General features: G+C 62.3%; 18 protein-coding genes. 8 read left to right on the top strand and 10 right to left on the bottom strand.

The window, feature by feature from the left end; genetic code table 11:
- Positions 1–6 precede the first annotated feature (6 nt).
- The 3 genes from OXH56_12720 to OXH56_12710 are packed head-to-tail and all read left to right on the top strand — an operon-like array spanning position 7 to position 1845.
- Positions 7–171, top strand: a complete 165-nt coding sequence (locus OXH56_12720; protein MCY3556170.1) for a hypothetical protein — start codon at positions 7–9, stop codon at positions 169–171.
- Complete coding sequence (locus OXH56_12715; GenBank protein MCY3556169.1) at positions 158–1132, top strand: phytanoyl-CoA dioxygenase family protein; 975 nt, start codon at positions 158–160, stop codon at positions 1130–1132. Before OXH56_12720 ends, OXH56_12715 begins: the two co-directional genes overlap by 14 nt.
- Positions 1129–1845 (top strand): hypothetical protein, encoded by a 717-nt coding sequence (locus OXH56_12710; protein ID MCY3556168.1) that lies wholly within the window; start codon positions 1129–1131, stop codon positions 1843–1845. Before OXH56_12715 ends, OXH56_12710 begins: the two co-directional genes overlap by 4 nt.
- Positions 1846–1864: 19 nt before the next feature.
- Here the strand turns inward: OXH56_12710 and OXH56_12705 are convergent, their stop codons facing one another.
- The 3 genes from OXH56_12705 to OXH56_12695 all read right to left on the bottom strand — a co-directional run bounded on the left by OXH56_12705 (position 1865) and on the right by OXH56_12695 (position 5881).
- Complete coding sequence (locus tag OXH56_12705) at positions 1865–2983, bottom strand: TRAP transporter substrate-binding protein (GenBank protein ID MCY3556167.1); 1119 nt, start codon at positions 2981–2983, stop codon at positions 1865–1867.
- A 96-nt stretch (positions 2984–3079) separates the two neighbouring features.
- Entirely contained in the window at positions 3080–4027 is a 948-nt protein-coding gene (locus OXH56_12700; GenBank protein ID MCY3556166.1) for a ribose-phosphate pyrophosphokinase, read from the bottom strand.
- Positions 4028–4183: 156 nt separating this feature from the next.
- Positions 4184–5881 carry a lamin tail domain-containing protein gene (locus tag OXH56_12695; protein MCY3556165.1) on the bottom strand — a complete coding sequence of 566 codons (1698 nt, stop codon included), beginning with the start codon at positions 5879–5881 and terminating at the stop codon, positions 4184–4186.
- Positions 5882–6050: 169 nt separating this feature from the next.
- Between OXH56_12695 and gcvT the strand changes: the two genes are divergently transcribed.
- On the top strand, positions 6051–7148 hold the full coding sequence (gene gcvT, locus OXH56_12690) for a glycine cleavage system aminomethyltransferase GcvT (protein MCY3556164.1): 1098 nt from the start codon (positions 6051–6053) through the stop codon (positions 7146–7148).
- A 19-nt stretch (positions 7149–7167) separates the two neighbouring features.
- On the opposite strand, the gene OXH56_12685 is transcribed toward gcvT, so the two are convergent.
- The 7 genes from OXH56_12685 to OXH56_12655 all read right to left on the bottom strand — a co-directional run bounded on the left by OXH56_12685 (position 7168) and on the right by OXH56_12655 (position 14910).
- Complete coding sequence (locus tag OXH56_12685) at positions 7168–8127, bottom strand: carbohydrate kinase family protein (protein ID MCY3556163.1); 960 nt, start codon at positions 8125–8127, stop codon at positions 7168–7170.
- Positions 8128–8232: 105 nt separating this feature from the next.
- The gene (locus OXH56_12680) at positions 8233–8979 is read right to left on the bottom strand and encodes an isochorismatase (GenBank protein ID MCY3556162.1); all 747 of its coding nucleotides are present in this window, start codon (positions 8977–8979) and stop codon (positions 8233–8235) included.
- Positions 8980–8994: 15 nt separating this feature from the next.
- Positions 8995–10683 carry a dihydroxy-acid dehydratase gene (locus OXH56_12675; GenBank protein MCY3556161.1) on the bottom strand — a complete coding sequence of 563 codons (1689 nt, stop codon included), beginning with the start codon at positions 10681–10683 and terminating at the stop codon, positions 8995–8997.
- Positions 10665–11393 carry a phytanoyl-CoA dioxygenase family protein gene (locus OXH56_12670; protein ID MCY3556160.1) on the bottom strand — a complete coding sequence of 243 codons (729 nt, stop codon included), beginning with the start codon at positions 11391–11393 and terminating at the stop codon, positions 10665–10667. The genes OXH56_12675 and OXH56_12670 overlap by 19 nt, the downstream gene beginning before the upstream one ends.
- Complete coding sequence (locus tag OXH56_12665; GenBank protein ID MCY3556159.1) at positions 11390–12946, bottom strand: Ppx/GppA phosphatase family protein; 1557 nt, start codon at positions 12944–12946, stop codon at positions 11390–11392. The genes OXH56_12670 and OXH56_12665 overlap by 4 nt, the downstream gene beginning before the upstream one ends.
- A gap of 7 nt (positions 12947–12953) precedes the next feature.
- Complete coding sequence (locus tag OXH56_12660) at positions 12954–13895, bottom strand: D-glycerate dehydrogenase (GenBank protein MCY3556158.1); 942 nt, start codon at positions 13893–13895, stop codon at positions 12954–12956.
- A gap of 58 nt (positions 13896–13953) precedes the next feature.
- Complete coding sequence (locus OXH56_12655; GenBank protein MCY3556157.1) at positions 13954–14910, bottom strand: LD-carboxypeptidase; 957 nt, start codon at positions 14908–14910, stop codon at positions 13954–13956.
- A 198-nt stretch (positions 14911–15108) separates the two neighbouring features.
- Between OXH56_12655 and OXH56_12650 the strand changes: the two genes are divergently transcribed.
- The 4 genes from OXH56_12650 to OXH56_12635 form a co-directional block, all read left to right on the top strand.
- Positions 15109–15789: a gluconate 2-dehydrogenase subunit 3 family protein gene (locus OXH56_12650; GenBank protein MCY3556156.1), complete on the top strand. Its 681-nt coding sequence runs from the start codon at positions 15109–15111 to the stop codon at positions 15787–15789.
- 13 nt (positions 15790–15802) lie between these two features.
- Positions 15803–17467 carry a GMC family oxidoreductase gene (locus OXH56_12645; GenBank protein ID MCY3556155.1) on the top strand — a complete coding sequence of 555 codons (1665 nt, stop codon included), beginning with the start codon at positions 15803–15805 and terminating at the stop codon, positions 17465–17467.
- A 54-nt stretch (positions 17468–17521) separates the two neighbouring features.
- Entirely contained in the window at positions 17522–18793 is a 1272-nt protein-coding gene (locus OXH56_12640) for a histidinol-phosphate transaminase (protein ID MCY3556154.1), read from the top strand.
- A gap of 153 nt (positions 18794–18946) precedes the next feature.
- Positions 18947–19925 (top strand): ABC transporter ATP-binding protein (locus OXH56_12635; protein MCY3556153.1); only part of this gene is annotated, 979 nt, incomplete at its 3' end.

Genomic DNA, 19925 nt, shown 5'->3' with positions numbered 1-19925 from the left:
GTCAGCATGGCCCGCCTGGTCAGGGCGGCCAGCCTGGTCCGCCTGGTCCGCCTGGTCAGCCTGGCCAGCCTGGTTGGCGCGGCCGGCCCGGCCGGAATGCCGCCACGGGGAAATCTAAGCACGTCGGGCGCCGACAAGGGAAGAAGAGAGACGAACTATGGGTTTTACTAAGGCGGAAACCGCGCAATTCGATCATCGGGGATACCTGGTCAAAACCGGGGTGCTCTCCGAAGCCGCGCTGCGGCCGTTGATACTCGCCCTGAGCGACATCGTGGACACAGGCGCGCGCCGTTTGCACGGCGAAGGGAGACTGGCCAGTCCCTACGCGGGAGAAGGTTTCGAGACCCGTCTGGCGCGTATCTACAAGGAGTCCGAAGAAGCCGGCGAGGCCGTCCTGGGGATGATCATGGGCCGGGGCGGTGGTCAGTTCAACGGCGAGGCCATGCTGGAGTTGTTGCGGAATCCGGACCTGGTAGACTGTGTTTCAGACCTGATCGGACCGGACATTGTGGGCGCCTCCGCCTATCGTATCCGCCCGAAGCTTCCGGGACATGCGCGGACGGAAGTGCCCTGGCACCAGGACTCCGGGTATTTTCTTCCCCACTGCGACCGCCACCTGATCGTGACCTGCTGGATCCCACTGGTCGACACGACGGTGGAAAACGGCTGCCTGTACGTGATTCCCGGGGTCCACAAGGATGGCGTGTTCCGGCATTACACCGGCGGGCACGGCGGCTATCTGGAGATCCCCGGGGACGAATTGCCGGAGAATCAACCCATTCCCCTGGAGATGAAACGGGGCGACGTCCTTTTCATGACCAATCTGACCCCCCACGCCTCCTTCGTGAACCGTTCCGGGATCGTGCGCTGGAGTATCGACCTGAGGTACCAGTCCATGGACGCGCCGAACAACTCGGCGGAGGACCCGGAGACCTACACGCCGGAACGGGACCCGGTCACCATGGCCTGCTATCCGAGCGAAGCCGACTTCGTGATCCGGGATTCGAATCATCCTGAGCGGGAGGTCACGACGCCGGAAGCCTTCAGGGAACTTCGTGATCGATACCACGAGGCGAAGCCCTACAATCCCGGCAGGGGCTGGACCCGTCTCAAGGATCGGAAAGAGGCATGAACCCCAGGATCACCCGGTACATGCGGACGCCCTACAGTGCGCCCAATGGCCTGCAGGTCACCGATGAAGGCCTGTGGGTTGTCGATCAGTTCACCGATCGCATCGCGCTCCTCGCCCTGGAAGCTCCCCACGAGTACGGAGCCAGCAGGATACTGCGCGAACTGCCGACGGAATCCTCCAACACGAGCGGGATGTCTTATGGTGAAGGCGGGCTGTGGCTGGCCGCGAACGGCCCGGGCGAACGGTGGCGATATTCGAGGGAGACCGACGCGCCGCCCGGGAAGGGCGAGATCCTCAAGGTCGATCCGCTTACCGGTGCTACCCTGCTGCGCCGGCCGCTTCCCGCACCCGGCGGCACCCACGGCCTGGACTACGACTTCGTGGAAACCGGCACGATCTGGCTGAGCACGCTCCAGGAGAAGACGCTCACGCAGGTCCGTATCCCGGACTGGTCGGTTAAGCGCGTCATTCCGCTGCCTTACGACGCCGGCCACGGTGTCGTAAGGACCGCTGACGACGCCCTGTGGATGGTATTCAAGGTGGACCGTATCATCGCGAAGATGGACGTCGAGACCGGCGACGTGCGCGACGAAATCCATATCGGCCCGGAACATCCTGAACCGCACGGCCTGGCGCGTTGCGGAGCCGACCTGCTGTACTGCGACGCAATGACGAGCTGGATCGCCCGGATCGAAGGCGTTTTCGACGGATAACGCTTTACGCCCTGCCGCCCTACCCCATGGCGCCCGAGTAGTAGATCTTCTCTCCCAGGTCCGTCCATCCGGAAACCGTGTTCCGGAATGATGTGAAGGACTCATACACCCGTCTGCTGTCTTCGTCCGTTTCGATCAACTGGGCGATGACTTCTTCCGAGTATCCCTTGAGGGTAGTGAGCACTGAATCCGGAAAGCGCCTGAGCTGCACCCCTTCTTCATTGACCAGCTTCTGAAGGTACTCGTTGTTCCGGGCGTCGAATTCGGACAGCACCCAGTGGGTCGAACGGGCTGCCGCGGTCCGGATCACCGTCTGCAGATAGGCCGGCAGTTCCTCGAAAGCGCTCTTGTTGACCATCAGTTCGGTCACGGTGCCCGGCTCATGCCAACCCGGATAGTAGTAGTACTGGGCCGCCCGGTAGAAGCCCATGAGATAATCGTGGTACGGACCGATCCACTCGGTCGCGTCGATGACGCCGCGTTCGAGGTTGGTGTAGATCTCTCCGACGGGCGACAGTATGGCCGAACCGCCCGCCCGCTTGATCACGTCGCCCCCCAGGCCCGGTATCCGCATCTTCAGTCCCTGGAGGTCGTCGGCGGTGTTGATTTCCTTCCTGAACCAGCCTCCCATCTGGAAGCCGGTATTGCCCGCGGGCATGGGGATCAGATTGAAAGGCGCGTAGATTTCCTCCCATAGTTCCAGCCCGCCGCCGCTGTAGAGCCAGGCGGTGACCTGTTGCGCGTTCATCCCGAAGGGCACCGAAGAGAAGAACTGCGTGGCGGGCGCCTTCCCCGCCCAGTAGTACGCAGCGCCGTGTCCCATTTCCGCCACACCCTGGCTGACTGCTTCGAATCCCTCGAGGGCAGGGATCAACTCGCCGCCCGCATACACCGTGATCTTCATCCTCCCCTCGGACATTTCCTCCACCCATTGGGAAAGGAGTCGCGCACTCTCCTGAAGTATGGGCAGATTCGGTGTCCAGGTGGTGACCATTTTCCACTCATAGGTCCTGTCCGTACGGATGGCGGGGCCGCTGCTCTCCTGCCCGGACCCGCAACCCGCCATCAGTGCGGCCCCACCGGCCAGTCCGGCCGTGGATGCCGTCTTTAGAAACTCGCGTCGCTTTAACTTGTCCATCCTCTTCCTCCATGAATCGGGTTGGTCCCGCGTTTGGTTTACAAAAGTCGTCCTGCGTCATACGGCCCGGTCAGGAGCAGCCCTCCCGGCGGTATGTTACATCGTATCGGCAAACAGGCTGCTCACCGATTCTCCGTTGTGGATCCTTCGAATCGTCTCCGCCAGGAGCGAAGCGACGGAAAGGATGACCATGTGGGGAAGCCGCTTGTCTTCACCGATGGGTACGGTGTTCGTCGTGACGATTTCTTCGATCCGGGAACATTCTCTGAACCGTTCTATGGCCCCGCCGCTGAATACGCCGTGCGTACATACGACAGAGACCCGCTGTACCTTGCGTTCTTCCAGCCGTTGGATCAATTCGAAAATGCTGCCGCCGGTTGCGATCTCATCGTCCATGATAATCGCGTTCTTGCCGGAAACGTCCCCCACGATCATGTCGATTACGACTTTATCGTCCGAGATGCGGCGCTTGTTGCCCGCCGCCACCGGCAGCATCAACTGCCGTGCGAAATGGGCCGCGTACTTTGCGTTGCCCAGGTCCGGAGAAACCACCACCGTATTGCTCAGATCCCGCTGCTGGAAGTGCTGCGCCAGTACCTTGATCGCATTCAGATGATCCACCGGTATACTGAAAAAACCGTGAACCTGCGGTTGGTGCATTTGCAGGGTGAGTATGCGATTGGCGCCGGCCGTTCCCAGCAGATCGGCGACCAGGCGACCGGCGATCGATATGCGGGGAGCATCCTTCTTATCGGATCTCGAGTAGGAGTAATAGGGCAGCACGGCGGTGGTGCGTGCCGCCGACGCCCCGCGGGCGGCATCCAGCATCAACAGCAGTTCAACCAGGTTCTCCTGCACCGGAGGACCCAGCGGTTGGATGATGTAGACGTCGCCTTCCCGGCAGTTCGCATTCAACTGGACCTGGAGGCAGTCGTTGCTGAATCGCGTCAGGGTACTGGCTCTCAGCGGTACGTTCAGATAGTGGCATACCTCTTCCGACAGCGCGGGATGGGAAGAGCCGCTGAAAACCACGATACTGTTCATGTATCCGTCTCTGTACGCGCGACCCGATTCATGCTCAGGGCGGCCTGGAGCGATGCTGCGTGAAGCCACCGTAAATCAAGGAAGACCAGGGCTCCGTGTCAAGTACAATATCCGACCTTTCACGGCGAAATCCCGCCACCTATGGCGAAGCGGCGTTCATGGCGAAGCGGCGATTACGACCAGGTGCCTGGAAGCAGTCAACCTGTCGAGTGTGGGGAGCATCTGTTCCAAGTATAGAATATATGGACCGGCGGGCAACCCTCGTCCGTACTGATCCGTTCCGTTCCAGGTAAAGACATGCCGGCTTGCTACCGTCGCCTGATCGATGAGCGTTTTGAGAAACCGACCCTGGATATCGAAAACCATGGCGTGAAGTATACCGTGGGACGCGGGCAGGTCGACCGTCACCAGGCAGACGTCTTCGTAGTTATCGCCATCGGGGGAGAATGGGTTGTTGCTTATATGTACCGAGATGCCGTCCGGTATGCGGGATACATAGAGTGCGTTCCGCCGGCCCGGCGTACTGCCGTTCGCATCGGCGGAGGGTCCCCAGACCGGTGGATCGAAGTCCGGATTGACCAGTTCCACGGATCGACCCGGAACGGGGTTCGAAGCCTCGTCGTATTCTGCATCGTGGACGGGTGTGCCCATTGCGTCCAGCAGCCAGATCCTTGCACCGCTGTTCCGAAGCCTTTCCCAGCCGCCCGTCGCTTCCACCACGGTTCCGCCGAAACCGGGATGCGTTTCCCGGAACAGGACGGCATCATGGGCGATGACGAGGTATCCCTGGCCTTCGATGGTGAGATCGCCCGGGGAGATGAGGCGCGCACGCTCCACGTGATCCAGCCGCAGCGCACCGCCAGCAAGGTTGACTGTGTCGCTCCCCCTGTTGTGCAACTCAATCCATTCGGTCCCGTTGGGGCCGGGGTTGAACATGATTTCATTGATCACAACGTTTTCCAGCGAGCTTCCGGAGTCGTGAGGCGACATGGGTTCCTCTGGTTCCTCCGGCTGTGCGGGTTCCTCTGGCATCGCCGGCGTCACTGGCGCTTCGGGCTCTTCCGGCTCAGTGGGTTCCGCCGGTTCTTCGAGTTCCTCCGGTTGTGTAGGTTCCTTGGGCTGCGCGGGTTCCTCCGGTAGTGTAGGTTCCTCGGGCCGCGTGGGCTCCTGGGGCTCCTCCGGTTCCTGGGGCTCCTGGGGTTCCTCCGGTTCCTCGGGCTCCCCGGGCTGCTGGGGCTCCTCCGGCACGGGTGTGGGAGGAGGGTCGCTCGCCGTGCTGCTTCGGAACCCCGGAGTGGATCCGTCGGGGTGGGTAGACGGCAATAGATTGGACTCCTCCACGGGAAGGTCGTATCGCGGCCGCTCCCACGAGATACCGTTGCCGCCCGCCGATTCGGTCCATGCGAACTGGTCGATCGTAACATCGTCTCTTTTCAGGAAGACCAGGTCTCCACTGTTCCCGAGTCCATTGCCCAGTGTCCGGTCTCCCTTGATCGTCAGGATCAAAAGACGCGTGGGATCACCCTCAGCCATGATCCGATCGTTATATTCGCCTTCGTAGTCCGGATCGACGACCAGCGCGAAAGCACCCGGCTCCAGCACCGTTCCCGCGAGGCCGGCGTCATGAGGACCGGTGAAGTCTGTAATCGTGTCGTTCACATCCCTCGAATCGCCGAGTAACCAACCTTCGAGATCCACCGGTTCGTTTCCCGCGTTGTATAGTTCGACGAACTCTCCTGTGGATTCCGAATGGGGATCGGCCAATACCTCGGAAATGACGATGCCCGCACCCGCGGCATTCCCCGCGAAACCGAGGCATAGAAAGGCAGTGGCTAGATGGTGCTTTCGAATCATGATAGGGAACTCCTTCTGATGATGGTGATTCGGGTGATAGGACCTTCGATGCCGCCTGTTCAATCAGTCGGAGCCGTATCACGTATCTCGTTTTTGTGTTGACACCAAAGGAAGCCACGGCGTTTAATGCGAGGGGTGAAAACTAGGACCTTGCAAGGGGGAGCGCCGCATGGCGGAACATCTAAAAACCGCGCTTTATGACCGCCACCAGGCGCTGGGTGCGAGGTTGGTGCCTTTCAGCGGATGGGAGATGCCGGTCCAGTACGAGGGGATTCTGGCCGAACACCACGCGGTCCGCATGGCGGCCGGTCTCTTCGACGTTTCCCACATGGGCCGTGTCGAGATATCCGGACCGGACGCCGTTGCCTTTGCCAATCACATCACGGTCAATGACGTCGAGAAGCTAAAGCCCTATCGGTCCCAGTATACCCTGGCCTGCCGGGCCGACGGCGGCGTTATCGATGACTTCCTGGTATACCGCCTGCCGGACCGGTTGCTGGTCGTTCCCAACGCGGGTAACCGGGAAAAGGACCTGGACTGGTTCCGCCGCCATGCCGTCGCGTACGACGTCGAAATCCGGGACCTGAGCAGCGAGAGCGTGCTCATCGCGCTACAGGGGCCCTTGAGCGAGCAGATACTCGATCCGCTGGCGGAAGTCGGGCTGGATTCTCTCAGGTTTCAGGATTTTGTCGAAACCCGTGTCGGTGGCATCGATGCACGGGTATTTCGAACCGGATACACGGGCGAGGACGGCTTCGAGATCTGGTATCCGACGGAGCATGCGGGCACCTTATGGGACCTGCTGCTGGAATCCGGTGCTTCTAGGGGCTTGAAACCGTGCGGACTCGGGGCTAGAGATACCCTGCGCCTGGAAGCCGGACTCGCGCTCTACGGGCACGAGATCGACGAATCGATCAATCCGATCGAAGCCGGCCTGGGGTGGACGGTCAAGCTGAAGAAACCGGATTTCATCGGCCGGAACGCCCTGCAGGCGGTTCGGCGTGATGGCGTGGAACGGAAGCTGGTCGGACTGAAGTTGCTCGAACGGGGGATACCCCGGCAGGGCTATGAGATCCTTCACGACCAGGTCCCGGTCGGCCGGGTCGTCAGCGGTGCTATTTCGCCCACGCTGGGCCATGGTATCGGCACGGGTTTCGTGCCCGTTGAGTTGGCGGAACGCGGGACGGGTCTGGCCATTGGCATCCGTGGCAGGCACATCGCCGCCGAAGTGGTGAAACTGCCATTTTATGCCGGTAGCAGAAAATAGGCCGGTTGTCCTGATCAGGCTATGCGTTCTCCCGAATAAACGCCCTTACCTCATCCGCCCCGGGCATGCCCTCCGACGCGCCGGGCGTTCCGATCTTGATGGCTGCAGCAGCATTGGCGAAAGCCGCCATTTCTTCCAGACTCTCCTTCAATAGAAAACTGTAAAGCAGTCCGCTGGCGAAAGCGTCTCCGGCGCCGACCATGGACCCGGTTCCGGAGGGGTAGGCAGGCTGCTCAATCATGCGGTCTCCGGCGGCCAACAGGCTGCCGCGGCCACCCAGCGTAACGGCCACAATCCCAATGCCCGCATCAAGCAGCTTGCCTGCGGCGTCCCGGAGTGATTTTCGGCCGGTGATCTGTTCTGCTTCCAAATCGTTTGAAATGATGAGGTCCGTGTGCTTCAAGGCCTCGTGCACGTGGGATTCCAACGCGGGATTCAGCCAGTACTTGCCCGGGCCAAAGGCGACCGTACAGTTGCTCTCGCGCGCGACGGCCATCGCGTCGAGCATGTTCCGACAGGTCGATTCGTCTTCGGTCAGAACATGACCGGTAAGGTAGAGGATGCGTGCCGTCCGGACAAAATCGCGGGCCAGGCAGTGGGCCGGTATGGTCCTTGGGCCCGGACACACATAGAATTCATATTCGCCGTCGGGCGTCTCGAACATGCAGGCCAGGGAAGTCGGCTGTCCTGCCATGACGTGGAGATGCGATACATCCACGCCGCCGGACCGCATGCGATCCGCGAACTGAACGCCCGGCGCGTCGTCGCCGACTGCGCCGACGAAGCCCGCGCGACCGCCCAACCGGGCAACACCCAGCGCCACGTTGGCTGCCGCGCCACCCGGTCCGACATGACTCGCATCGCCGACGACGCCGGTTCCCCGAACGTCGCCCGTGCGCCGATCGGGATGGCGTGGCACCCGCATCCAGACGTCGAGGTTGGCGTCCCCAACGGACAGTACGTCGAGTGCACGTTTCATGGCATCACCTGGAGACCGGGCCGTTCAACCGGATCCGAAACCGGATGTGTCCGCATGTATGGGCCCATATCCATGCCGACCTGCCGCCTGTTCCGATCCTCGGGTTCACGGCTGGAGATCCGAACTGTGCACGGTGGGACACCAGTGCTTCTCGATGAAAGAAACCACCAGGCGGGTGCCTTCATCATGACTTACATAGGGAGGCATGGCGGGATTGTACATGGCGTCTGTGAGATCGCGGACCAGCGCCACGGGAACGCCCCAGCGGACCATCTGCTTAATGCCGAAGGTCCGGTGCAGGATGCACATGTTGGTATGCACCCCCATCATCAGCATGTTGCGGATTCCGTAATGCCGGAAACAGGCGTAGATCCGTGCGCCGCTGTCGGACATCAGGTCGCTTTCCTGGTCTATGGTGATGTCCGGATGCTGCCGGGACCAGGCGCGGAAGGTCTCCGTTTCACCCGTATCCGCGCCTTCGTCGGAGGCATCCACGGGAAGCGGCGGGTCCGGGAGATCGAGGTCGGGTGGTGTATCCACGGTCGGCACGGACTCGGCTCTTTTCCGTGCGGGCGTATCCCGGTAGTAATCAAGGGTATCGGATGGGGCGTGCACGATCAGGACGCCGCGGGACCGGCAGGCGGCCGTGACCTCGTTCATCTGCGGTGTCAGCGCATTCAGTCGCTCGACCGCGCCGCGGCACCAGTGGGAATCCCACACGTCGCAGAGTACGAGCGCTGTGCGTTCCGGCTCCCAGCGAGCTTCCGTCGTGATCGTATTCCACGCGGCAAAGCCGTTGTCACGCACCAGCTGCTGGCGACGCAGCTTCAGATCAAGCCGGATATCTGTCATGTCAGCATTCCTTTCTCAAAGAAAATCCAGGTCGGCGCCCAGGTGGGCGGGCAGGACGTGTTCGGCGTACAACCGGCGCCAGCCCCGTTCGGGCGTTGGGGGAGGGACATGACCGGCCTTCCGACGGGCCAGCTCTTCCGCCGGCACGCAGAGATCGAGTCGCCGGTCTTCCACGTCGAGTTCGATCAGGTCGCCGTCCCGGACGAGGGCTAAAGGACCGCCGACCGCAGCCTCGGGGCAACAGTGCAGCACGACTGTACCGTAGGCCGTGCCGCTCATTCGCGCATCGGAAACACGCACCATGTCCGTGACCCCTTTTCGAGCCAGGTAGGCCGGAATGGGCAGCGACCCGGCTTCGGGCATGCCCATGGCCACGGGACCGGCGTTCCGCAGTACGAGTACGTGATCGGGAGTCAGCCCCAGTTTCGGGTCGTCGATGCGCGCGGCCACGTCGTCGGGGGATTCGAACACGGCAGCCGGGCCCCGGTGGCGCTGGCGGTCTAGCGCGGCAGCGGCCCGTTTGATCAAGGCCCCGTCGGGCGCCAGGCTGCCGCGCAGAACGACCAGGGCGCCGGCCGGACCGACGGGTGCTTCCAGGGTGCCTATGGTATCCTGCCAGTCGGCCGGTGGGGGCGTGTCCTCCAGGATCTTTCCGAGCGAAGCGCCGTTCACGTTCATGGCATCGAGATCCAGTTTGGATACCAGGGCTTTCCACAATACGGGAAGGCCGCCGGCCTTGTGGAAGTCCTCCATGTATCCCGTGCCCACGGGCTTGCAGTTCACCAGCACGGGCGTATTCCTCGCCGCCTCGTGGAGGTCTTCCAGTGTAAGGGGGACGCCGGCGCGTCGGGCAATGGCGATGAGGTGGATCACGGCGTTGGTGGACCCGCCCAGCGCCGCGAGCACGACCGACGCGTTGCGGAATGACGCCTGGGTGAGGTATTTGCTCGGACCCGTGCCGCACCGGGCCAGTTCCACGACGCGCCGGCCCGTCTTCACCGCCTGCCGGAGACGGTCGCCCGATCCGGAGAGCGGCGTGGCGCCGCCGGGCAGCATCAAACCCAGCGTCGCCGTGAGGCAGGCCATGGTGGAGGCGGTTCCCATGACCATGCACGTACCGCCCGTGGGGCACAGGGACTGTTCGATTTCGCCGATTTCCTCCCCGTCGATTTCGCCCGCCCGGTGCCGGAGCCAGTACCGCCGGCAATCCGTGCAGGCGCCGAGCCGTTCGCCCTGCCAGCTTCCCGTGCGCATGGCGCCGGTCACCAGCGAGATCGCCGGCAGGCCGGCCGAAACAGCGGCCATCAACTGGGCCGGCACGGTCTTGTCGCAACCCCCGAGCAGCACGACGCCGTCCATCGGCTGCGACTGGATCATTTCCTCCGTGCCCATGGCCATCAGATTGCGAAAGAGCATGGACGTGGGCGAAAGCAGCGTTTCGGCCAGCGAGATGGTGGGGAAGACCAGGGCGAGACCTCCGGCCTGGGTGATCCCGCGCCGGACGCCTTCCACAAGGGCCGGCATATCCCGGTGACAGGTGTTGTAGTCCGATGACGTGTCCGCGACGCCGATGATTGGGCGGTTGAGGTCTTCGCCGTCATAGCCCGCGGAAGACAGGAACGCCCGCCGCAGATAGCGGCTGAACTCCGTGTCGCCGTATCGGGTCAGGTTCCGGTCGATGCCCTTCAGGCCAGTATCTGCCATGGTTGATCCAGGTGACGCATCCGCTCCGGCGTCGCCGTCTTGCGCATCAGTTCCCACTTGAGTTCGCTGCGATCGGCCGGAAGCCTGCGCCGGAGAAAGGCGAGTTCGGCCTCCGAGCGGCAGGACGAACAGGCCAGGATGTTCAGCATGCGGCGGCGGTTTCCTCCGCCCAGGGCATTGTGCAGGGTCATCTGGTTGAACACGATGACGTCGCCGGGCCGGTTATGCGGAGCGACGCAGGGGACCTCCTCCATGCCGATCCCCCAAAGCGCATGGGTATCGAGATTGCCCTGCCATCCCTGCCGGTGGGAACCCGGCACGAATCTGAGCGCGCCGGTCTCAGGGGTCAGGGGATCGAGATACATCGCCCATTTGACCTGGCGCACCGGGTCACCGTGGCAGTCCGGATGCCACATGCCGTCCCCTACGTACAACTCGCCGCCGCTGCCCAGGTAGTTATAGTCCTCCCCCAACAGGCCCGACAGTAACGCGTCGACACCAGGGTGGTCGAGCAACGTACAGAGTCGTGCGCTGTGTTCGATGAAGCGCCCCACGCTCGACCGGACGGTTCCGTCGTGCACGATGCCGGCCTCACGGAACACCTGCTCGAATTCCTCGGAGATCCAGGGAATCTCCTCGCGCAGGAGTCCCGGAAGGACGAGGTACCCGAAATCGTCGAAAAACCGTATTTGTCCGACGCTCAGCGTCATTTAGCGGATCTCCCGTCCAGTTCGATTTCGAGCCGCCTGCCGAAGCACTCTTCAAAGAGCTGCACGCGGTTTCTTGCTTCAGACAACTCGACGGTGACGTCCCGGCCGTCCTTCGGAACGACCTCCATGCGCACCTTCCTGCCCCCGGTCTCCAGCTTGATGTCCTCGACGATCTGCGACCGGCTGCGGTCCAGGTATTCGGACAGCCTGAGCAGCGATGACAGCCGGTACACCATGGTCCGTTCTTCCTTCTTCAAAAGGGTCTGGTACCGGGAGAAGCTCGGCTTGCCGCGCCGGTGATTGAGGCAGAGCCATGCGATGATCACGATTTCCCGGTGGTCGAATCCGGGCAGGCCGGCGTTCAGGATGATATAGGCCGAGTGCTTGTGATGGTCGTAATAATCGATCACCGTGCCGATGTCGTGCAGCATGGCCGCGGCCCACAGGTACTCCCGTTCGTATTCGCCGTAACCGTGTATTCCCCGGAGCTGATCGAACATGGAGAGCGACAAACGGGCGACGTGACCGGTGTGGGCACCCTCGTAACCGTACAGCCGCGCCAGGTTCAGGATCGTGAACCGGCGCAATCGGCCGATACTGTCCGGTTTTGACGAGAACTTGAACGCCTCTTCGAAGAACAGCCCCTCACGCAGGCCCTGGCCGCTCACGGTCAGTTTCCGCGCGCCGGTCTTCCGCATCACACCGGCCACGATCATGGCGCCCGCCAGGATGATATCCTCTCTTTCCTTCTGCAACCCGGGGATCCGCCGAGACCGTTCGGTGACGGGGATGGACGCGATGCGATCTATCAGTTTTTCCAGCCGTCGCCGTTTCAGTTCGTAACCGTGAACGAGCCCGAGGGGGTACTTGCGTTCCATCCGGTCGATGCGGACCAGGGCGCGGACGACGCCCCCTACGCCGGCGATCCGTGCCGTTCCCCGGGTCTTCAGCCATCCGATGTCATCCAGCGCCTGGTCGATGTCCGCGTCGAGTCGCTTAGTCTGTCCCGTGGTAACCTCCAGCCCGGGAAAGTAGGTCTCCGTGGTCCTGACCGTACCGAAGGGCGTGGTCGCCCCTTTCGCGAACCCGCCGTCCCGGATCAACCCGATTTCCGCGCTGCCGCCGCCGACGTCCAGGATGATTCCGTCGAACAGGCCCAGGCTGTTGATCACGCCCACGGTGCTGTAAAACGCCTCTTCTTCGCCGCTGATCAGCCGGAAGTTCAGACCGGTGCCGCGGGCGATCTCCTCGAGGAAAATGGCGCCGTTCCCAGCGTCCCGCACCGCCGCGGTGGCCACGGGCAGTATGTGGTCTATCCCCTGCGCGTCACAGAACGACTTGAACATGCGGACGGCGTCCAGCGCTCGGGACCGCGCCGCGGCGCGAAGCCGCCTGCCTCCGGCGATGCCTTCACCCAGGCGGACCCGCCTGCTGACTTCGTCGGTGATCTTGAAGACCCGGTCCCGCGTGAACTGGGCGATCATGAGCCGGGCCGTGTTGGAACCCAGGTCGATAATGGCGACCCGTCGATCGAGCGGCGCGAAGGAATACAAGAAGGCCTCAGGCGACGAAGCTCGTAAGGGGCTGACCGGCGAGTCCCGCCTTAAGGTTCTCGACCGTCCTCCGAGCCATCGCGTCGCGTGTGCGCGTGGTCGCGCTGCCCAGATGCGGCGCGATCACCAGGTTGTCCAGTTCAAGCAGGGGGTGATCCCGCGGCAGGGGCTCCGGTTCGGTGACGTCCAAAGCGGCCGCGGCGATCCAGCCGTTACTCAGGGCATGGTGGAGGGCGTCATGATCCACTACGGCGCCCCGGGCCAGATTGATCAGGATGGCGGTCTTTTTCATTCGCCGCAACGCGGCTCTGTTGATCAGTTCCCGCGTCTCCTCTGTGAGCGGGCAGTTCAACGTCACGAAATCCGAGATCTCGAGTAGCGCCTCCAGCGAGACATACCGGGCACGATAGAGGTGGTCATCCGGGTCAGGCTTCCGGTTGTGATAGACGATCTCCATGTCGAACCCGCCCGCCCGCCGGGCGACTTGCTTCCCGATGCTTCCCATGCCGATGATGCCGATGGTGCTCCCATGCACTTCGTGTCCGTGAAGAATGCTGGGGTCGTAATGAGTGAACCCGGGGCTCCGGGCGAACCGGTCGCCCACGACGACGCGCCGTGCCGCCGCCATCAGGAGGGTAAAGGTCATGTCCGCCGTAGCGCCGTCGAGCATGTGGGGCGTATTTCCCACCGGAATCCCGCGCTTGCGGGCCGCTTCCGTGTCGATATGATCGACGCCTACTCCGAAATTGCTGATGACCTTCAGGTTCGGCATGCGGTCCATCACCTCCCCGTCCGTGGGGGGATGGCCATAGGTGAGATAGGCGTCGACGAGGCGCCACCTTGGGTCTCCATCGGCCAGGTCGTCGAGCATATGAAACAGGTACCCGTCATCGACGAGTTTCATTACCGAGTCCGGCAGGGGTACGTCCAGCAAAATGTGAATGGCCATGGAGGTACCTGTTTGTGCGAAACCGGCACTCGCCGGGAGTCCGGATCGGACGGAAAGGTTAAATGACGCCCGATTCTTCGATTGTGAGGGTGCCGGCATCCCCGTCAATCGAGGCCCGCACACCGAGGGGCAGCGTCGCCTTGTACGTGCCGTGGCCAATGCCCAGACCGTAGATTACCGGGATTCCGAGGGGTTGCAGCCGGTCGATGAACACTTCCTCGATACTGAAACTGCCGTAGGGGAACGCGGGGTTGTGCGGCGCGCTGCCACACCCGGCGCATTCGCCGATCACGATGCCGGAGACCCGGTTCAGCCGGTCCGCCTGCAGCAGTTGCGTGAGCATCCGGTCGATGCGGTGGGGCTCTTCGCCCACATCCTCGAAGAACAGGACGGCGCCCTCGTAGTCGAATTCATAGGGAGTTCCCACGGCGGCCGAGAGCAGCGAAAGCGTACCCCCGATCAGCGGGCCGCTGGCCCGGCCGCCGCACAGGGTCTGCACCGGCGGCATGTCTTCGGGGTGCGGAATCTCACCGACGGGATCGGTTCCGGCAATCGCCTTCACAAAGGCATCCCGGTTAAAGGGTTGAAAAACGGGGCTCATGTCGGAAGAGACCATGGGGCCCCAGAAGGTGACCAGTCCCGTATGCTGTTGTATCGCCCCGTGGAGGGCCGTGATGTCGCTGTAGCCGACAAAGACCTTCGGATGGGTGCGGATAACGTCGAAATCCAGGTGGGGCAGCATGCGGACGGAACCGTACCCCCCGCGAAGACAAACGATTGCCTGGATTTCCGGGTCGGCGAACATGGCCTGGAGGTCGTCCATGCGGTCGGCGTCCCTGCCGGCCAGGAATCCGTGACGGTCCGCCAGGTGTGGGGCGGTCACCGTGCGGTATCCAAGGGCTTCTATCGACCGGCGGCCGTTCTTCAGGGCGCTCGGCAGGGCGGAGCGGCTGGCCGGTGCGACGATCCCGACAGTATCGCCCGGTTTCAATGCCGGCGGTTTCAAAATATCCATGCTACATGAATATAGATTCGCGGGTATCGCCGTCAACTTCTTTGCCCGCCGATTTTCGCGCGGACGAATTCTGTTGTCAACCCGGTGTCCATCCGTATTTTTGGAGCGGATAGTTTGAATATACCGGCCTGGATTGTGTATACATTCCTGATGTGCGTTCGAACCTGAAAACTGCCGGGATTCCGGAGTCTGGATACCATGACGAAGACGCGCTATTCCCGCCGGTCGTTTATCGCCAGCACGGCACAGGCGACCGGGGGTGTGATCACCCTCGGCGTGCTGTCCCGTACCGGCGCGCTGGACGCCCAGGAAGCACCACCCTTCGAACACGAATGGCGGCACCTGGACGCGCACAAGGGACGTACCGTCGACGCGCTGACCCGTATGATCATGCCGTCCGACGACAACGGTCCGGGTGCGGCGGAAGCCCGGGTAGTCGTCTATATCGACCGGGCGCTGGGCGCACACAGGGCCGAATACAGGGAGACGTATGAATCGGGCCTGGCCGCTTTCGATCAGTACTGCCTGAATGCGCACGAAGCACCTTTCCTGGACCTGGACGCAAGGACACAACGTCGGGCGCTGATGGGCATGGACCGCCCGAGGTCTCCCGGGACCTGGCCGGAGGACGCCCCCATGGGCGCCCGGGACTTCCTGCGCACGGTGGTTACCCATACCATGGAAGGCATGTTCAGCGATCCGTCGTATGGCGGCAACTACCGCGAGACCGGCTGGAAGCTGATCCGGTTTCCGGGCCGGGCGCCCTTTGGCTACGATCCCCCTTTCAGCGAATTCGACATGACCATTCCCGAAACCGAATATCCCGAATGGAAACCCTACGACGGTCCCATGAAGAGCCGGATCATCGGCGAGGAGTAGCTCCTAAGCCTCCATGTCCCTACCCAATCCAAACATACGACGGCCGGACGTGATCATCATCGGTACCGGTGCCGCGGGCGCGGTCCTGGCGAAGGAATTGAGCACGAAGGGACTGCGCGTGGTCGCCATGGAAATGGGATCTTTTCTTAAGACCCGCCATTTCGACCAGGACGAGCTTCAGGCGATGCATCCCGCCAGCAACAATCCTGACCATCCCAACATCTACCGCCACGACCAGCCCAATACGTACCGGCAGTCGGCGGATGAGCAGGCCGCCGAGGATCACGGGATCCACATGCAGAGCACGGTCGGCGGCAGCACGCTCCACTACACGGGCATTTCATGGCGGCTTCACGAGAACGATTTCAAGGAGCGAAGCCTCTACGGCGACCTGGACGGCGCCGACGTGCAGGACTGGCCCATTGACTACTGGGACCTGGAGCACTACTACGAGAAGGCCGAATACGAGGTGGGCATATCGGGTCTGGCCGGCGCCAATCCATTCGATCCGCCGCGCCGCCGGCCCTATCCCATGCCACCCGTTCCGCGGACCAGTTCGGGCGCCCTGGCCGACCTGGCCGCCCGGAAACTCGGCTGGCATTCCTATCCGGCGCCCCTGGCCATCAACTCGCGGGAATACGGCGGCCGGTCGCCGGTCATGAACTGCGGGTTCTGCGAAAGCTACGTCTGTACCATCCAGGCACGGTCCAGCATGCTGGTCACCATGATTCCGCAAGCGCTGCGGACGGGCAACTGCCAGATCCGTGCCGATGCCTGCGTGCGGGAGATCGTGGTCGATGAAGACGGCAGGGCGGAAGGGGTCATCTACCTAGACAAGGACCTGCGCGAGCACCGGCTGGAGGCCCGCGCGGTGATCGTGTGCTGCAACGGCGTCCATACTCCGCGCCTGCTGCTCATGTCGAAGTCCAATCTCTTTCCGGACGGCCTGGCCAACAGCAGCGGCAAGGTAGGCAAGCACCTGATGTTCAACTACTACCAGTCCGCCCGGGGCTTCTTCGAGAAGGACCTGAACGAGTACAAGGGCGTCATGGACTCCCGGATCATCCAGGATTTCTACGACCCGGACCCGGACAAGTACGGTTTCTTCGGCGGGGGCGTAGTCGAACCTCGGGGCGACGGCGAGACCATTTCCTTCGCCAACCTGAACATGCCGCGGTTGCGCAGGTGGGGCGCCCGGCGCAAGAAGTGGATCATGGACAATTACACCCGGTACATGGTCGCCCTCACCAGCATGCAGTCCATGTCTCAGGAATCCAATACGATCGACCTCGACCCCGACGTGAAGGACAAGTGGGGCCTTCCCGTCCCGCGCGTGACCTACAACGTGCATCCCAACGAACATAAACTCGGGGACTTCTTCCGTGAACGCGCCCGGGAACTGCTCGATGCCGCCGGCGCCCACGGGGTCGTGGCCTCGCCGAACTTCGTCCCCCGCGGCGACGCCCATCTCATGGGCACCTGCCGTATGGGCAACGATCCGGCGACGTCGGTGGTCAACAAGTTCAACCAGGCCCACGACGTGGACAACCTGTTCATCGTGGACGGATCGTCTTTCGTCACCAGCGGCAAGAGCAACCCGACGCTGACGATTCAGGCGCTGGCCTTCCGCTGCGCGGACTACATCGTCACCCAGATGGCCAGGCTGAATATCAGGTAGCAGGTTCGAGCTTCAGAACGTGTATTGGTCACTTTTAACTGTGGAGGCATGATCATGGGTTTCGCGAGTGCACTTAAAAACGGCTTTACGCGGCGGCGGTTCATGAAGGGCGCCTTGCTTGGCGCCGGCGCCGTGGCCACCGGCTCTGCGTGGGACATCGCGCAGGCGATGGCGACCGGGAAGAAGGCCGGCGACGTCCGCGGATACGGCGTCGAGCCGGGCCGGGTCAATATCGGTTCCAATGAGAATCCCCTCGGCGCATCCCCGCGCGCGGTCGCGGCCATCGCCGAGAACCTGCACAAGATCAACCGGTACGATTTCGGTGTGGACCTGCCCGTCCGCCTCAACAAGATGCACGATGTCCCGGGCGTCGAGGGTTTCGAACTGAGTTTTGAAGACATGCGGTCGTTCATGCGTTTTCGTGAGTTGAACCGAGTCATGGTCACGCCGGGTTCCGGTCCCATTCTTCAAGCGCTCGCCGTCATCGCCGCGGGCAACGGCGGAGAATGCATCGAGGCGGTACCGGGATACGGATCGGTCGCCCGGGGCTTTCAGAGTTTTCAGATGATGGGGAAGGACGTCAGTGTCGTCCGCGTGCCGACTACGGGTGATTTCGTACATGATCTCGGCGCCATGAAAGCGGCCATCACCCCGAAAACGTCCCTGATCGTCGTCACCAATCCCAACAATCCCACCGGAACGATCGTGCCCTACGACGAACTGGTGTCGCTGGTGGATGCGGCGCCCGAGCAGGCCATCGTGCTCATCGACGAAGCCTATATTCACTTCGTTCGCGACCCGAACTACCAGGATGCCGTCAAACTCGCCCTGGAGCGGGAAAACGTGGTGGTCGCCCGTACCTTTTCCAAGATCTACGGCCTGGCCGGCATGCGCATCGGTTACGCCGTCGGCGGCCAGCGCATGATGGATATGCTGATGGCGCACATGGGATTCTTCGGCGGGGGTTTGAGCACGCTGGGCATGCACGCGGCGCTTGCGGCCATTGACGACGATGAATTCGTCGACCGTACACTGTCGGTCGTGAACGACGGCAAGGACTACCTGTCCGCCGAGTTCGACCGTCTGGGACTGGAATACACGCCGAGTCACGGTAACTACATGATCGTGAACGTCGGGCGCGACAGCCGCCGGATGTCCGGCGCACTGTTCAGGCGCGGCGTCATGGTTCGGAGCGGTTCCGGATACCGTACCCGGGAAATCGATCTCCTCGGCAACCACCTGCGGGTAACCATCGGCAAGCCCGATGAACTCGAGGTCTTCGTGAATGAACTCGAGGATATCCTGGGAGGCTCGAGCCAGGGTTAGATAGGCGATCGGTATCGAAGCAAGCAGGACCAGGCCCCCGGTGGTACTAACTGCCGGGGGCTTTGCCTGTTTGTGTGCCGCCGGAAATGGAACATCATCAAGTACAAGAGCGAGTCATACCGAACGCCACGTCGACCAGCGGAGAGCGAGAACATGGTTTCGAACGATCGGGAAAACGAACGGGCAGACCGGGAATCCGATTCAGGGAGACGTACATCCCATTTCGTGCGGGAAGCGCTGTTCCATCGCAAATACGCCATCGTTGCGGTGGTTGCCCTGATGCTCGCGGGGTCGGCCGTCATGCTGATCCAGCCTTTGTTCTTCAAGATGCTCTTCGACACGGCGATTCCGGAGTCAGATACGACGCTGGCGTGGAGACTGCTGGCGGCCATGGTCGCCACGCCCCTGGTGGCGATCGGTTTCACCTACTTCCAGGGACATCTGCGGGTCCGCATCGGAGCATGGGTAACCCTCGCCCTGCGCAAGGAGGTCCTTGCCCATCTGTTGCATGTCAGGCTGGACGCCCTGGACAGAATTCCCAGGGGGAACATCGTTTTTCGCGTGACGAGAGATACCGGCCGGATTGGCGAGCTCTATATCGCGCAGGAACTGCTCCCAGTCTTTTCAAGTTCGATCATGCTGGCGGGAACGCTGGCCATGGTATTCCTGCTGAATGTCGAACTCGCGGTGATTTTCTGTGTCGCCCTGCCATCGACGTATCTCGCCACGCGATTTCTGTCCAGGTACTCGAAAGAGATGGACCGTCAATCGAACGAACAGAGCAAAGCCGCTGAGAGTTTTCTCTACGAGATGGTCAGCGCGTTTCGAACGATACGCCTGTTTAACGGGGAGGCCCATGCAAGGCGGAAAAGCGGAGGGCTATTTGAAAGACACACCCGGCTCAAGATGCGGGGATCGGCTCTCCACGATCTGGTGCTCAATTTTCCAAACGAAATCATCAACGGATTGGTCCTGGGCGCCCTTCTCGGTTATGGCGCTTTCCAGGCTATTGACGGGGATATCACTATAGGCAGCCTCGTGGCCGTCATGGCCTACACGCCGCGAGCCTCAGCCGCGTTGCGGTCTGTGCTCATGACCTATACCGGTACGAAGCTCATCGACGTTCGGCCAG

It is taken from the genome of Gemmatimonadota bacterium, assembly GCA_026702745.1.
Classification (GTDB): domain Bacteria; phylum JAAXHH01; class JAAXHH01; order JAAXHH01; family JAAXHH01; genus JAAXHH01.
Note: the sequence above shows the minus strand (reverse complement) of the source record. Positions and strands in the feature narration are given on the sequence as shown.